A 12,743-nucleotide genomic window follows, 5' to 3' on the forward strand; every position below is an offset into this window, starting at 1 on the left:
TAAACATACTAAGAACGAGTCGGATTAGTTAGTTTAGCTCATTGCGCTAAGCGTTTAGCGGATCCGGGTCAGCGTGACCTCGACGGACTGGCCGGTGTTGGAGGGACCCGCGTAGACGCCCTTGAGTGGGGGTACGTCGCCGTAGTCGCGGCCGCGGCCGACGGTCACGTGGCGCTCGCCGACCGGGACACCGTTCGTCGGGTCGTACGCCTGCCACTGGCCCGACCACCACTCCACCCAGGCGTGGCTCTGCCCGGTGACGGGCTTGCCCAGCGGCGCGTCCGGGGTCGGGTGCAGGTAGCCGGAGACGTACCGGGCGGGCAGGCCCATGGCCCGCAGCAGCGCCACCGACAGGTGCGAGATGTCCTGGCAGACGCCCTGCTTCTGCCGCCACACGTGCACCGCGTCGGTCATCACCCCGGTGGCCCCCGGCGTGTACTCGACCTCCCGCCGGACCAGGTCGAACACGGCCGGTGCCGCCTCGTCCGGCCCGTACGCGGCACGCAGCTCGGCGGCGAGCGCGCCCAGTTCCTCGTCGAGCGCCGTGCGCGGCGTGGGCAGCAGCAGCTCCTGCCAGCGGTCGACCTCGTCCGGGTCGGCCAGCTCCGCCCAGGACAGGCCGCCGGTGGGCGGCGCGGCCGGGCCGGAGGTCTCCACGGTCGCGTCGGCGATCACCTCCAGCACCTCGTGCGGCACCTGGACGTCGAACGAGGTCACCGTCGTGCCCCAGTAGTCCTGGTAGCGATAGGTGCGCGCGGTGGGCCACACGCTGACCCGGGCGTCGAGCACCGTCTGCCGCGCCTCCGAACCGGGCGACATCCGCGCCTCGTTGTACGACGAGGCCACCGGCCCCCCGTACTGAAACCCCGTCCGATGCCGAATCTGCAACCGCCACCCCGTCATGCCCGCTCCTCCCTGGCGCAACTCTGAAAGACATGCGCCTTCGGCGCGATCTGGAGGCCGCGACTCTTCAAGAGTCGCGGCAGGGGCGGGGGCGGCGGCCGCAGGCCGCGCGGCGGCACAGGTGGGGCGGTCATGCGACGGCTCCGGCTTGCCAGTGGACGGCGGCGGTCTGGCGGAAGTAGCGGGCCGAGACCGCGTCGTTGACCTGGGAGCAGGTGCGTTCCAGGCCGGACAGGACCGGGCCGAGGTCGGCGAGCAGCTCGTCGGGCGAGCGGTAGGCCAGGTCGGTGCGGGCGCGGCCGAGGATGCGCTGCGCGTCGGTGCCCATGCCGACCCGGCCGGTGCGGGTGGTGCCCGCGACGGGTTCCAGCTCGGCCAGGCAGGACTCGGCGGTGACCAGCGCGGCCAGGATCGACCGCGGGAACAGCCGGTCGAGCAGCAGGAACTCGGCGGCATGCCGGTCGCTCAGCGAGCCGCGGTACGTGCGCAGGTAGGTCTCCCACGCCCCGCACGAGCGCAGCAGAGTCAGCCAGTTCGGGATGCTGCCGCCCGCGCGGGTGTGCGTGGACAGCAGCCGGGCGGTCATGTCCACGCGTTCGACGCTGCGGCCCAGCACCAGGAACAGCCAGCCCTCGTCGCGGCTCATGGTGGCGTCGGCGAGCCCGGCCAGCACCGAGCAGCGCTCGCGTACCCAGGTGAAGAACTGGTGCACGCCGCCCTCCTCGATGCGGCGGCGCGAGCCGGCCAGGCCGAGCCAGGTGGTGTTCAGGCACTCCCACATCTCGGCGCTGACGGTCTCCCGGGCGCCGCGGGCGTTCTCCCGGGCCGCGGCCAGCGCGCCGAGCACCGAGCTGGTGCTGGTCAGGTCGAGGCCGAGGCGCTCGACGACGCCGGGCAGGCTGGCGCTCTCGTGCTCGCCGATCGGCAGGCCCATGACCGCGAGCAGCGATCGGCAGGCCTGCTCCTCGTCGGTCCACGGGTCCTGCAGCATGCGGTGCAGGTGCACGTCGAGGATGCGGGCGGTGTCCTCGGCCCGTTCGACGTAGCGGCCGATCCAGTACAGCGATTCGGCGATCCGGCTCAGCATCGATCCCTCCCGTCGGCGCGTGCCTGCTGCTGCTGTTGCTGCTGCTGGTTGTTGCCGGACTGGCCGGGCCCGGGATCGGGGCGGCGCGGCGCCGGGATGACCGTGATCTCGCCGGGGAAGGGGTCCTGCCAGTCCTCGGCCGGGGCACCCGGTTCGGGCAGCACCCAGGTGTCCTTCGAGCCGCCGCCCTGGCTGGAGTTGACGACCAGCGCGCCTTCCGGCAGCGCGACCCGGGTCAGCCCGCCGGGCAGCACCCGCACCTGGTTGCCGTCGTTGACCGCGAACGGCCGCAGGTCCACGTGCCGGGGCCGGAGCCGGTCCTCGATCAGCGTCGGCACCATGGACAGCTTCACCTCGCGCTGGGCGATCCAGCCGCGCGGGTCGAGCCGGATGCGCTGGCGTACGTGTTCCAGCTGCTCCTCGGTGGCCTGCGAGCCGATCACGATGCCCGCGCCGCCGGACCCGTCGACCGGTTTGAGCACCAGCTCGTCGAGCCGGCTCAGCACGTGGGTGCGCACGTCCGGGTCGTCGAGCCGGTACGTCTCCACGTTGGACAGCAGCGGCTCCTCGCCGAGGTAGTAGCGGATCAGGTCCGGCACGTACGTGTAGAGCAGCTTGTCGTCGGCGACGCCGTTGCCGACCGCGTTGGCGATGGTGACGTTGCCCGCCCGCGCGGCGTTGAGCAGGCCCGCGCAGCCGAGCATCGAGTCGGCCCGGAAGTGCACCGGGTCGAGGAACTCGTCGTCGATGCGCCGGTAGATGACGTCGACCCGCTGCTCGCCCGCCGTGGTGCGCATGGCGACCTCGTTGCCGCCGCAGACCAGGTCACGCCCCTCGACCAGCTCGACGCCCATCTCCCGGGCCAGCAGCGCGTGCTCGAAGTAGGCCGAGTTGTGCACGCCCGGGGTGAGCACGACCACGGTCGGATCGTCCACTCCGGCCGGCGCCGAGGCGCGCAGCGCCTGCAGGAGCATGCCGGGGTACGACTCGACGGGCCGCACCCGGGTCTGCGCGAAAACCTCGGGCAGCACGTGCGCCATGGCGCGCCGGTTCTCCATCACGTAGCTCACCCCGGACGGGGTGCGCACGTTGTCCTCCAGCACCCGGAACTCGCCGGCCTCGTCGCGGATCAGGTCGACCCCGGCGACGTGCACGCGCACCCCGTTCGGCGGCACGATGCCGGCCGCCTCGCGGTGGAAGTGGGCGCTGGTCACGATGAGCCGCCGGGGCACGATGCCGTCCTTGAGGACGTCGCCCTCGCCGTACACGTCGGCCAGGAACGCCTCCAGCGTGCGCACCCGCTGGGCGACCCCGGCCTCGACGTGCCGCCACTGCGCGGCGGCGATGATGCGGGGCACGATGTCCAGCGGGAACGGTCGCTCGACACCCTTGAGGGCGAACGTGATGCCCTGGTCGAGGAAGGCTCTGGCCAGCACCTCGGCCCGGATGCGCAGCTCGCCGCCGGCCAGCGGGCGCAGGGTCGCGTGCAGCGCCTCGTAGGTGGGCCGGGGCTCGCCGGGAATCCCGAACATCTCGTCCCAGCCGGGACCGAGCGGGTAGTCCTCGAAAAGGTCCGCCATGTCCCGACGCTACGCGCGAAGCGTTGCGATTGCGTAAACGATGTGAGATGTGGGACGCGGCAGCTCAACTCCCGGCGTACAGCCGTCCGATGTCGACGAGTTCGACGTCGTCCCGGCCCGCCGCCTGCTTGAGGAGTTCCGGGGTGAAACCGCTGCGGCCGAACAGCAGCAGCCGCACCGGATCGCCGACCTTGGCGGCGGGCAGCAGGTCGCGCAGGTGGACCAGGCGTTCCAGCTCGGCGGGGCCGACGGGCTTCACCCCGGCCTTCGCCTCGCCGATCGCCCGGACCACGGTCGGCTCGTACGAGTTCTCGCTGAGCGCGACGACGTCGATCTCATGTCCCTGCCGGTGCTCCCGGCAGGCGACGGTCGCCGAACGCACCTGGTTGACGAAGCCGCCGCGGCCGGCATCCGCCGCGTAGACCAGGGTCCACTCGCGACAGAGCTGCTCGAAGTGCGGCCCGTAGATCTTCGCGTCGACGGTGTCCTGGACGGCCGGCCAGACGCGGTCGCCGCCGAGGCCCGCGATGGCCGCCTCCCGCGGACGGATCACCAGCTGGTGGAACCGGATCACCGGCTCGGCGATCCGGTAGACCGGCCGCTTGGCGACCAGCGCGTCCTCGACCCGCTCGATCAGCCGCACCTCCTCCAGCACGGCCAGCGGGTGGCTGAGCGAGCTGTCGGGCCGGCCCAACCGGCTCGCGATCTCGCTGCGGCGGCAGGCACCGCCCGCGATCGCGTTGAGCACCGAGAAGTACAGGGTCTCGTCGACGAGTTCGGGCTGCTCGTAGAGCAGCACGTTGCCCTCGCGGAACATCGCGGACAGCGGGTTTAGCAGGCCCCGCTCGACCCACCCGTCGACGCCGTCCTCAGCCAGGGGGCCCGCGCTCATGCCCAGGTAGGCGGGGGTGCCGCCGACCAGCGCGTGCACCCGGAAGGCGGCGTCGAGGTCGTCGCCGAGGCCCCAGAGCTGGGCGGTGGCCCGGTAGTCGAGGGTGGCGAGGTTCATCTCCAGCACCGCCCGGCCGCGCAGCGGGGCGGTGCCGACGAGCAGCTTGCGCATCGTCGTCATGGCGCTGCCGCAGAGGATCAGCCGGGTGCGGCTCTGCTTCAGGGCGCGGCTCATCGGGCTCAGCGCGGCCTGGATCAGCGAGGGCAGCGCGGGCTCGTCGTCAAGCAGGTACGGGAACTCGTCGAGCACGACCAGGGTCGGGCCGTCCCCGCGCTCGCCCAGCCGCAGCAGCGCGTCGATCGCCTCGCGCCAGTCGGCGAAGCGCACCGGGTCCTCGATGCCCGCGTACGCCCGGTAGGCCTCGCTCAGGGCGCGCAGGTTCTCCGGGCCGTAGAGCTGGGAGGCGGTGAACATGAAGCCGTTCGCGGCGAGGCTCAGCAGCTCCAGCATGAAGGTCTTGCCCTGCCGCCGGCGGCCGTAGACCAGGCCCAGCGACGCGCCGAGGGCGGGATTGGCCGCGAACCGCGCCAGCGCCTGCCACTCGCGGTCACGTTCGAGCAGCTCGGTGGGCTTGTCCAGCATCCGGCCTCACTTCATCGCAACTCCAGTTACCATAACTGGAGTTGCGATGAAGTGCACCTACTCGACGTCGTGCTGCATGAGCTGGCGGGCGGCCTCGGCGAGGCTGCCGCTCAGCGACGGGTAGATGGTGATGGTGTGGGCCAGCTGATCCACCGTCATGTGGTTCTCGACGGCCATGGTCAGCGGCATGATCAGCTCGCTGGCGCGCGGGGCGACGACGACGCCGCCGACCACGATGCCGCTGGCCGGGCGGCAGAACAGCTTGATGAAACCGTCGTCGAGGCCGGCCATCTTGGCGCGGGCGTTGCCGGCCAGCGGCAGCATGACCTGCCGGGCCGGAACCTTGCCGCTGTCCACGTCGGCCTGCGAGACGCCCACGGTGGCCAGCTCCGGATCGGTGAACACGTTCGCGGCGACGGTGCGCAGCCGCAGCGGGGCCACCGCCTCGCCCAGCGCGTGCCACATCGCGATCCGGCCCTGCATGGCCGCGACGCTGGCCAGCGGGAGCACGCCGGTGCAGTCGCCCGCGGCGTACACCCCCGGCACGTTGGTGCGCGACACCCGGTCGACCGTGACGTAACCGCCGGGGCCCACGTTGACGCCGTATTCGGTCAGGCCCAGGTCGGTGGTGTTGGGGATGGAACCGACCGCCATCAGCGCGTGCGAGCCGGTGACCACCCGGCCGTCGGCGAGGGTGACCTCGACGCCGTCGCCGACCCGCTTGACCGCGTCGGCCCGCGAGTTGTTCAGGATGGTCATGCCTCGGGCCCGGAACACCCGCTCGATCGCCATGGCCGCGTCGGCGTCCTCGTGCGGCATGACCCGGTCGCGGGACGACACCAGGGTCACCGGCACGCCCATGGCCAGGTACGACGAGGCGAACTCGGCGCCGGTGACACCCGAGCCGATGACGATCAGGTGCTCGGGCAGCGCGGGCAGGTCGTACACCTGGCGCCAGGTCAGGATGCGCTCGCCGTCGGGCAGCGCGCTGGCCAGCCGGCGCGGCGTCGCGCCGGTCGCGATGAGCACGGTGCTCGCGTCGATGGCGTACTCGGCGTCGCCGTCGGCCGGGCGCACCCGCACCCGGTGGGTGTGGCCGAGGGTGTCGTCGCCCATCTTCGCGGTGCCCCTGACCAGGGTGACCCCGGCCTTGATCAGCTTCGCGTGGATGTCGCCGGACTGGGCCAGGGCCAGCCGCTTGACCCGGCCGTGGACTGCGGCGGCGTCGACGGTGACGGTCCCCGGCCCCTCGGAGCGGACGCCGAACTGCTCGTTGTCGCGGTAGCTCGTCACGACCTCGGAGCTGGCGATGAAGGTCTTGGACGGGACGCAGTCGTGCAGCACGCAGGCGCCGCCGGCGCCGTCCGCCTCCACGACCGTGACGTCCGCGTCGAGCTGTGCGGCGACGAGCGCCGCCTCGTATCCGGCGGGGCCGCCACCGATGATCACAATCCGACTCACGATGTCATTCTTCCCTACCCGGCAAGTCGGCCAGGCGCGGATGCGACCGGGCTCACGCTCACCCAGCGTGCCGGAAAAGACACCGAGTGGTCCGACACGCACGGGCGTATTCTCAGCAAGGCGTTCGGGCGGCTATCGTCATCGCCGTGCGTCATTACGCAGCGTACGGCTCGAACCTGGACCCAGCCCGCATGCGGGCCTACTGTCCGCACTCGCCCATGGTCGGGACCGGCTGGCTCGAAGATTGGCGGCTGACCTTCGCAGGCGAGGACGAGGTCGGCTGGGAAGGCGCGGTCACCACGATCGTGGAGTCGCCCGGAGACCGGATCTTCGTGGCGCTGTACGACGTGCACCCGTGGGACGAGGCGGCGCTCGACGAGGTCGAGGGCGCGAACGCGGGCACCTACACCAAGCTGCAGCTGCGGGTCGCGACCCTGGACGGCAGCGCGCTCGCCTACGTCTACGTCTTCAACGGGTACGAGGGCGGCCTGCCGACCGCCTGGTACCTGTCCGAGATCGCGAACGCGGCGGAGAAGGCGGGCGCGCCCGACGACTACGTCGCCGCCCTGCGTGCCCGGCCCACCCGCACCGTCCGGCCCTAACCGGGCAGGGCCGGCCGCTCGTAGATGTTGGCCTGGTAGGCCGCCCGCATGCCCACGCCGGTGTAGAGCCGGATGGCCTCGGTCGGGTTCGCCAGGTCCACGCCCAGCCCCGCGGAGACCCGGCCGTTGGCCAGGTAACGCGCGAACGCCGCGGCCAGCAGTGCCCGGCCGACGCCGCGCTTGCGGAACTCGGCGCGCACCGCGAGGTGCTTCACCCAGCCCTCGTTGACGGCTTCGCTCTGCTCGGAGGACTGCAGGATGCCTGCCATCACGCCGTCCACCTCGGCGACGAACCACTCGTCCAGCCGCACCCGGTGGCCGTCCAGGAAGCGCTCGCGCCAGCGGTCGTAGCCGGTCGGCTGGTAGTCGGGGGTGTCCCGGAACGCCGTGTCGAGCACCTCGAAGAACTCGGGCAGGTCGGCCTCGGCCACCGGGCGCACGGTCACGCCGGGCACCGGATCGAGGGCCGGTGCGGGCAGGTCGAGCTGCATGCGGGCGTACTGCTTCACGAACTCGAAGCCCGCCCCGGTCAGCGACTCGATCCAGTAGGTCTCGACCGGGATGGCCCCCGCCCGCACGGTGCCCTCGCCCCCGCGCTCACGGGCCCGGCGCTCCGTCTCGGCCAGCATCCGCGCCAGCAGCGGGCGCATCGCGGGGCGGCCGCCCTCGGGATGGACGTACACCTCCAGGAAGTCGCGCGGGGCCTCGCCCGGGTTCTCCAGGTAGCCCCAGCCGGCGATGGCGCCGGCGGCGGTCACCGCGACCGTGCTGTACGGCCCCGCCAGCGCCTCGGCGACGTCCTCCGGGGCGAAGTCGGCGAAGCCGACCGCGGTCATGTCACTGGCGTGCACGAGCGCCAGCAGGTCACCGGCATCCTCGTCACGTGTCGTCCGGAAGGACCAGCCCTCGGGAAGTTCAGTCGTCACGCCGCCATCCTGGCAACCCGCCCCGATGACCACCAGCGGATTAGCGGCGGCGGGAGAAGACGGTGCGGGTGGTGTCCCGGAGGATGGTGATCCACTCGCCGCGCTCGGCGGGGGTGAAGTTCTGGACGGCCTGGCCGCTGATGCGGTCGGCCACCGCGTCGGCCCAGGCGCGGCGGCGCAGCAGCGGAGCCACCGGCGGGTACGGCGGCTGCCAGCCGAACGCGACCGCGGCCGCCTCACCCTCGGGGCCGGCGATCAGCGCCTGCACCGGGCTCAGGCCGCTGGCCCGCACCCCGAGCAGCAGCGCCCCGGCCCGGTGCTCGCGCAGCAGGTGCAGCGCCACGGCGGCGCGCGCACCCGGACCGTCGTCCGGCACCGGCATCGCCCGCCACGCGGCGAACAGCGGCAGGCCGGAGCCGTCCGCGGCGAGCACCGCCTTCTCGGTCAGCTCGACCAGCCGGTCCACCTTGGCCGCGTCGTCGAGGTGCTCGCTGCCCCAGCGGCAGCACTCGGCGAGCAGGTGGGCGGCGACCTCGCGGGGCGACAGGGCGCGGCGGGCCGCGTCCCAGCCGTCGCGCACGGCCTCCGGCGTGATCAGGCCCAGCGCCGCGGCGACGGTGTCGGGGCGGACGTCCCCCAGCGCCCCGCCCCGCCCGGCGACGTAGCAGGCCCAGCCGGTGAGGCCGAGTTCGCGGGCGCGGCGCAGGGTGCGGGGGCATTCCAGGAACGCGCCGCCGAGCCGGTTCACCGCATCGGCCGCCATCGCCGCGGTCTGATTCGGCGTGGCCGTCAAGGGGGGTGTCACATGTGGATTGTGCCGCGCCGGACGCGCCGGGTCAGCCCCCCGGAAAGCGGGTGCGACGTGGACCGGGCCGCGCCTAGGCTGGCCGCGTTGCATACACCCTCGTCGAAAGCGTGGTGCGCGGTGCGCGCGGACATGTACTTCTCCGTCGATGTCGAAGCCGACGGCCCGATCCCGGGGCCGTACTCGATGCTGAGCTTCGGCGCGGCGGTGGCCGGGACGAGGGGCGAGGCGTTCACGCGGGCCGAGCCGACCGCGGCGACGTTCTACCGCGAGTTGAAGCCGATCAGCGACGAGTTCGTGCCGGCCGCGCTGGAGGTGTCCGGGCTGGACCGGGCGGCGCTGCAGCGCGAGGGCACGGACCCGGCGGTGGCGATGCGGGAGTTCAGCCGCTGGGTGACCGCGACCGCGGGCGAGTTCCGGCCGGTGTTCGTCGCTTACCCGGCCAGTTTCGACTGGATGTTCGTGTACTGGTACCTGATCCGGTTCACCGGGGCGAGCGTGTTCGGGCACTCGGGCTGCCTGGACGTGAAGACGGCGTACGCGATCCGGGCGGACGTGCCGTTCGGCGGCGCCCACAAGCGGGCGATGCCGAAGCGGCTGCTGTCCACCCGGCGGCACACCCACCACGCCCTCGACGACGCGGTCGAGCAGGCCGACCTGTTCGCGAACCTGATGTCCTGGGACGGCGCCGCCTAGACCTCCACCGTGGACCCGGCCGCCAGCCGCGCGTACTCGGCTCCGGAACGCGCGGTCATGTGCGCGTCGGTCAGCGCCAGACCCTGCTCGTTGAACAGGCAGTCGTGCATGGCGTACGCCCGCCGCGGCTTGACCGCCCGCACGAAGTCGATCGACTCGGCCAGTTTCAGCCAGGGGCCGGAGATCGGCACGAACAGCGTCTCCACGTTCGCGCCGTCGGGCACGTCGAACGAGTCCCCGGGATGGTACAGCGACTCGTTGATCAGGAAGCCCAGGTTCGCCACCTGCGGGATCTCCGGGTGGATCACGGCGTGCAGCCCGCCGTACGCGCGTACCAGCAGGTTGGCCGCGGTGAACGCGTGCCCGGAGGTGACCGGCACGGCCGCGCCCGCCCACTGCGCGGAGAACTTGTCCACCACGTCCGGGTGGGCGTGGATCGTGATCGAGGGCCGCTTGGCCAGCGCGTCGGCCAGCCGGTCGGCGTCCACGTGGTCGGCGTGCTCGTGGGTGAGCAGCACCGCGTCGGCCCCGTCGAGGGCGCGCTCCGACTCGCTCCATACCCCCGGATCGATCACCACGACCGCGTCGTCGTGCTCGATACGCAGGCAGGAGTGCGAGAACTTCGTCACCCGCATCGGTGGCCGCCTTTCCGTGTCTCGTGAATTCGTGGCCCGAATGTCGTCCTTCCGTGACCAGTCTGCCGGAACCTGAGGGGTCATGAGTGACGTCCGCAAAGGCATGAAGAAGACGTTCGCAGTAGCGGCACTGAGCGCTCTGCTGTTGCTCACGGGTTGTTCGGCGGCCGACCGGACGTCGTCCGACGCGGGCCTGCCGGGGGCCGCCGCGCCCGAGGCGCCCGCGAACGGCGGCGCCGACCTCGGATACCAGCAGAACAGCAAGACCGGCGAGGGCGCGGCGGTCGCGCCCGAGGGCGTCAACGCCACCGGCGGCCCGGTCGTCGGCCGATCGCTGATCTACCGCGGTGACATCTCCGTACGCGTCGACGACGTCGCCGCGTCCGCCGACCGGCTGACCTCGCTGGTCACCACGGCGGGCGGGCACATCGGGGCGGAGAAGCGGGTCAACGACGGCACCGAGTCCCAGGCCTCGGTCACGGTCCGGGTGCCCGCGAAGCAGTTCCACGGCGTGGTGGAGCAGATCGCGAAGCTGGGCACCGAGCTCAGCCGGAGCTCGAACACCGAGGACGTCACCGAAGCCGTCGTCGACCTGGACACCCGCATCGCCGCCCAGAAGGCCAGCGTCGAGTCGGTGCGCCGGATGTTCGCGCAGGCCAAGCAGCTCAGCGAGGTGGTGATGCTGGAGCGTGAGCTGAACCAGCGCCAGGCCGAGCTGGCCTCCCTGGAGCGCAAGAAGGCGGGGCTGGACGACCTGGTCACCCTGTCGACGATCACCGTGACGCTGGTCGGCCCGCACACCCCGCTGCCTGAGCCCGAAGAGGAGCCCCTACCGGGCTTCTTGGGGGGCCTGGAAGCCGGCTGGGACGCCTTCGTCGCCTCGGTGCAGGTGGCGCTGGCGATCCTGGGCTTCCTGCTGCCGTTCCTGATCGCCCTGGCGATCCCGGTCGGCCTGGTGATCGCCCTGCGCCGCCGGCGTCGCGCGGTGCCGGTCGCGCCCGCCCCCGCCCCGGTGGCGGCGGCTCCGCCGACGGCTCCCGACGCGGACTGAGCTGCGACGGCGCATCGCCGCGCAGTCTGGGGTTTTGATAGACGTTGGCCTATCACATCGAATCCGAGTCACGGAAACTCGATGTGATAGGCCAACGTCTATGGCAAGCGAGGTCAGGCGCGCGGCGCGCCGGGCGGTTGCCCGGTCAGAAGGAGGGGGAGGCGAGGGCGGCCAGGGCGGTGTGGACCATGGTGCGTACGCCGTAGCCGATGGCGCGCTCGTCGACGTCGAAGGCGGACTGGTGGATGTCCAGCGGGGCCGCGCCGGGGATGCCGGTGCCCAGGCGGATCATCGCGCCGGGCACGTGCTCGAGGTAGAACGCGAAGTCCTCGCCGCCCATGCTGATCTCGGCCTCGACGACCCGCTCCGCGCCCAGCGCCGCGCCGGCCGCGCCCGCGATCACCGCGGAGGCCATCCGGTCATTGATCACCGGGGGCACGCCGCGGGTGTAGCGCACGTCGGCCTTCGCGCCCGTACCGGCGACCACGTCCTTGATGAGCTGGGTGACCAGGTCGGGGGCCTCACGCCAGGCGTCGCGGTTGAGCACCCGGATGGTGCCCTTGGCGCTGCCCTCGTTCGGGATGGCGTTGGAGGCCTCGCCGGCGTGGATCGAGCCGAAGACCATGGACAGCCCGGCCCGCGGGTCGACCCGGCGGCCCAGCAGCGCGGGCACCTCCGTCACCACCCGGCCCAGCGCGTACACCAGGTCGGCGGTGAGGTGCGGGCGGGCGGTGTGGCCGCCCTTGCCGCTCAGCCGCACCTCGACCGCGTCGCAGGCGGCGGTGATGGCGCCGGAGCGCACACCCACGATGCCCACCGGCAGCTGTGGCGCGCAGTGCAGCGCGTAGATCGCCGCGACGTCCTTCAGCGCGCCCGCGGAGATCATCTCGGGCGCGCCCGAATTGATCGACTCCTCGGCGGGCTGGAAGATCAACCGCACCCGGCCGCCGATGCCGCCCTGCTGCTCCAGCTGAGCCAGCGCCAGGCCGACCCCGAGCAGCACCGTGGTGTGCACGTCATGGCCGCAGGCGTGGGCCGCGTTGGCGACCGTCGAGCGGTACGGCACGTCCTTGGTGTCCGGCAGCGGCAGCGCGTCGAGGTCGGCGCGCAGCGCGATGACGCGGTCGCCCTCGCCGATGTCGCACATCACGCCGTTGCCGCGGGGCAGGAACTTCGGCTGCAGGCCGGCGGCCGCGAGCTCGCGGGCGACCAGTGCGGCGGTCTCGAACTCCTGGTGCGAGAGTTCCGGGTGCGCGTGAAGGTGACGTCGTACCGCTACCAGGTCCGCGCCGTGCGCGGCGAGCCAGCGGTCGAGCCGGCCAGGTAGCGGATCGGTGTCCGACATGATCTCGGACACCATGGACGACGTCAGCAAGCTGCTCTTGGGCAGCGCCAGCGCACTCGTCACGGCAGATTCTCGATCTCGGTCGATGGGATAAACAGCGTCCAGCCTAGCCCTGCAC

12 protein-coding genes are annotated in these 12,743 nt (G+C 72.3%); 3 read left to right on the forward strand and 9 right to left on the reverse strand.

Features of this window, described 5'->3' with window-relative positions:
• Positions 1-54: 54 nt before the first annotated feature.
• The 5 genes from Cco03nite_RS17935 to Cco03nite_RS17955 all read right to left on the reverse strand — a co-directional run bounded on the left by Cco03nite_RS17935 (position 55) and on the right by Cco03nite_RS17955 (position 6,565).
• Positions 55-903, reverse strand: a complete 849-nt coding sequence (locus Cco03nite_RS17935) for a transglutaminase family protein (RefSeq protein WP_203693255.1) — start codon at positions 901-903, stop codon at positions 55-57.
• A gap of 130 nt (positions 904-1,033) precedes the next feature.
• Positions 1,034-1,990, reverse strand: a complete 957-nt coding sequence (locus tag Cco03nite_RS17940) for an alpha-E domain-containing protein (RefSeq protein ID WP_203693256.1) — start codon at positions 1,988-1,990, stop codon at positions 1,034-1,036.
• Positions 1,984-3,570 (reverse strand): circularly permuted type 2 ATP-grasp protein, encoded by a 1,587-nt coding sequence (locus Cco03nite_RS17945; protein ID WP_203693257.1) that lies wholly within the window; start codon positions 3,568-3,570, stop codon positions 1,984-1,986. The genes Cco03nite_RS17940 and Cco03nite_RS17945 overlap by 7 nt, the downstream gene beginning before the upstream one ends.
• A 64-nt stretch (positions 3,571-3,634) precedes the next feature.
• Entirely contained in the window at positions 3,635-5,104 is a 1,470-nt protein-coding gene (locus Cco03nite_RS17950) for an AAA family ATPase (RefSeq protein WP_239167461.1), read from the reverse strand.
• A gap of 57 nt (positions 5,105-5,161) precedes the next feature.
• Positions 5,162-6,565 carry an NAD(P)H-quinone dehydrogenase gene (locus Cco03nite_RS17955; protein WP_203693258.1) on the reverse strand — a complete coding sequence of 468 codons (1,404 nt, stop codon included), beginning with the start codon at positions 6,563-6,565 and terminating at the stop codon, positions 5,162-5,164.
• Positions 6,566-6,711: 146 nt separating this feature from the next.
• Here Cco03nite_RS17955 and Cco03nite_RS17960 point away from each other — a divergent pair, with 146 nt between their 5' ends.
• A complete protein-coding gene (locus Cco03nite_RS17960; RefSeq protein WP_203693259.1) occupies positions 6,712-7,167 on the forward strand; it encodes a gamma-glutamylcyclotransferase family protein in 456 nt (151 codons plus the stop codon).
• Here Cco03nite_RS17960 and Cco03nite_RS17965 read toward each other — a convergent pair.
• A complete protein-coding gene (locus Cco03nite_RS17965) occupies positions 7,164-8,093 on the reverse strand; it encodes a GNAT family N-acetyltransferase (RefSeq protein ID WP_239167462.1) in 930 nt (309 codons plus the stop codon). The genes Cco03nite_RS17960 and Cco03nite_RS17965 overlap by 4 nt on opposite strands.
• Positions 8,094-8,133: 40 nt before the next feature.
• Positions 8,134-8,856 (reverse strand): SCO6745 family protein, encoded by a 723-nt coding sequence (locus Cco03nite_RS17970; RefSeq protein WP_203693295.1) that lies wholly within the window; start codon positions 8,854-8,856, stop codon positions 8,134-8,136.
• A gap of 162 nt (positions 8,857-9,018) precedes the next feature.
• On the opposite strand from Cco03nite_RS17970, the gene Cco03nite_RS17975 reads away from it, so the two are divergent.
• Complete coding sequence (locus tag Cco03nite_RS17975) at positions 9,019-9,594, forward strand: 3'-5' exonuclease family protein (protein ID WP_203693260.1); 576 nt, start codon at positions 9,019-9,021, stop codon at positions 9,592-9,594.
• On the opposite strand, the gene Cco03nite_RS17980 is transcribed toward Cco03nite_RS17975, so the two are convergent.
• Positions 9,591-10,229, reverse strand: coding sequence for an MBL fold metallo-hydrolase (locus Cco03nite_RS17980; protein ID WP_203693261.1), 639 nt, complete (start codon positions 10,227-10,229; stop codon positions 9,591-9,593). The two genes, Cco03nite_RS17975 and Cco03nite_RS17980, sit on opposite strands and share 4 nt — an antisense overlap.
• Positions 10,230-10,311: 82 nt before the next feature.
• Between Cco03nite_RS17980 and Cco03nite_RS17985 the strand changes: the two genes are divergently transcribed.
• Positions 10,312-11,280: a DUF4349 domain-containing protein gene (locus tag Cco03nite_RS17985; protein WP_203693262.1), complete on the forward strand. Its 969-nt coding sequence runs from the start codon at positions 10,312-10,314 to the stop codon at positions 11,278-11,280.
• A 145-nt stretch (positions 11,281-11,425) separates the two neighbouring features.
• Here Cco03nite_RS17985 and Cco03nite_RS17990 read toward each other — a convergent pair whose 3' ends face one another.
• On the reverse strand, positions 11,426-12,688 hold the full coding sequence (locus tag Cco03nite_RS17990) for an amidohydrolase (protein ID WP_203693263.1): 1,263 nt from the start codon (positions 12,686-12,688) through the stop codon (positions 11,426-11,428).
• Positions 12,689-12,743 lie beyond the last annotated feature (55 nt).

It is taken from the genome of Catellatospora coxensis (genome assembly GCF_016862635.1).
Taxonomy (GTDB): domain Bacteria; phylum Actinomycetota; class Actinomycetes; order Mycobacteriales; family Micromonosporaceae; genus Catellatospora; species Catellatospora coxensis.

Bases quoted from the DNA above. Each gene is read 5' to 3' on its own strand.
- Cco03nite_RS17985 (WP_203693262.1), top strand. From the start codon at position 10,312: ATGAGTGACGTCCGCAAAGGCATGAAGAAGACGTTCGCAGTAGCGGCA.
- Cco03nite_RS17950 (WP_239167461.1), bottom strand. From the start codon at position 5,104: ATGCTGGACAAGCCCACCGAGCTGCTCGAACGTGACCGCGAGTGGCAG.
- Cco03nite_RS17940 (WP_203693256.1), bottom strand. From the start codon at position 1,990: ATGCTGAGCCGGATCGCCGAATCGCTGTACTGGATCGGCCGCTACGTC.
- Cco03nite_RS17945 (WP_203693257.1), bottom strand. From the start codon at position 3,570: ATGGCGGACCTTTTCGAGGACTACCCGCTCGGTCCCGGCTGGGACGAG.
- Cco03nite_RS17980 (WP_203693261.1), bottom strand. From the start codon at position 10,229: ATGCGGGTGACGAAGTTCTCGCACTCCTGCCTGCGTATCGAGCACGAC.
- Cco03nite_RS17935 (WP_203693255.1), bottom strand. From the start codon at position 903: ATGACGGGGTGGCGGTTGCAGATTCGGCATCGGACGGGGTTTCAGTAC.
- Cco03nite_RS17970 (WP_203693295.1), bottom strand. From the start codon at position 8,856: ATGGCGGCCGATGCGGTGAACCGGCTCGGCGGCGCGTTCCTGGAATGC.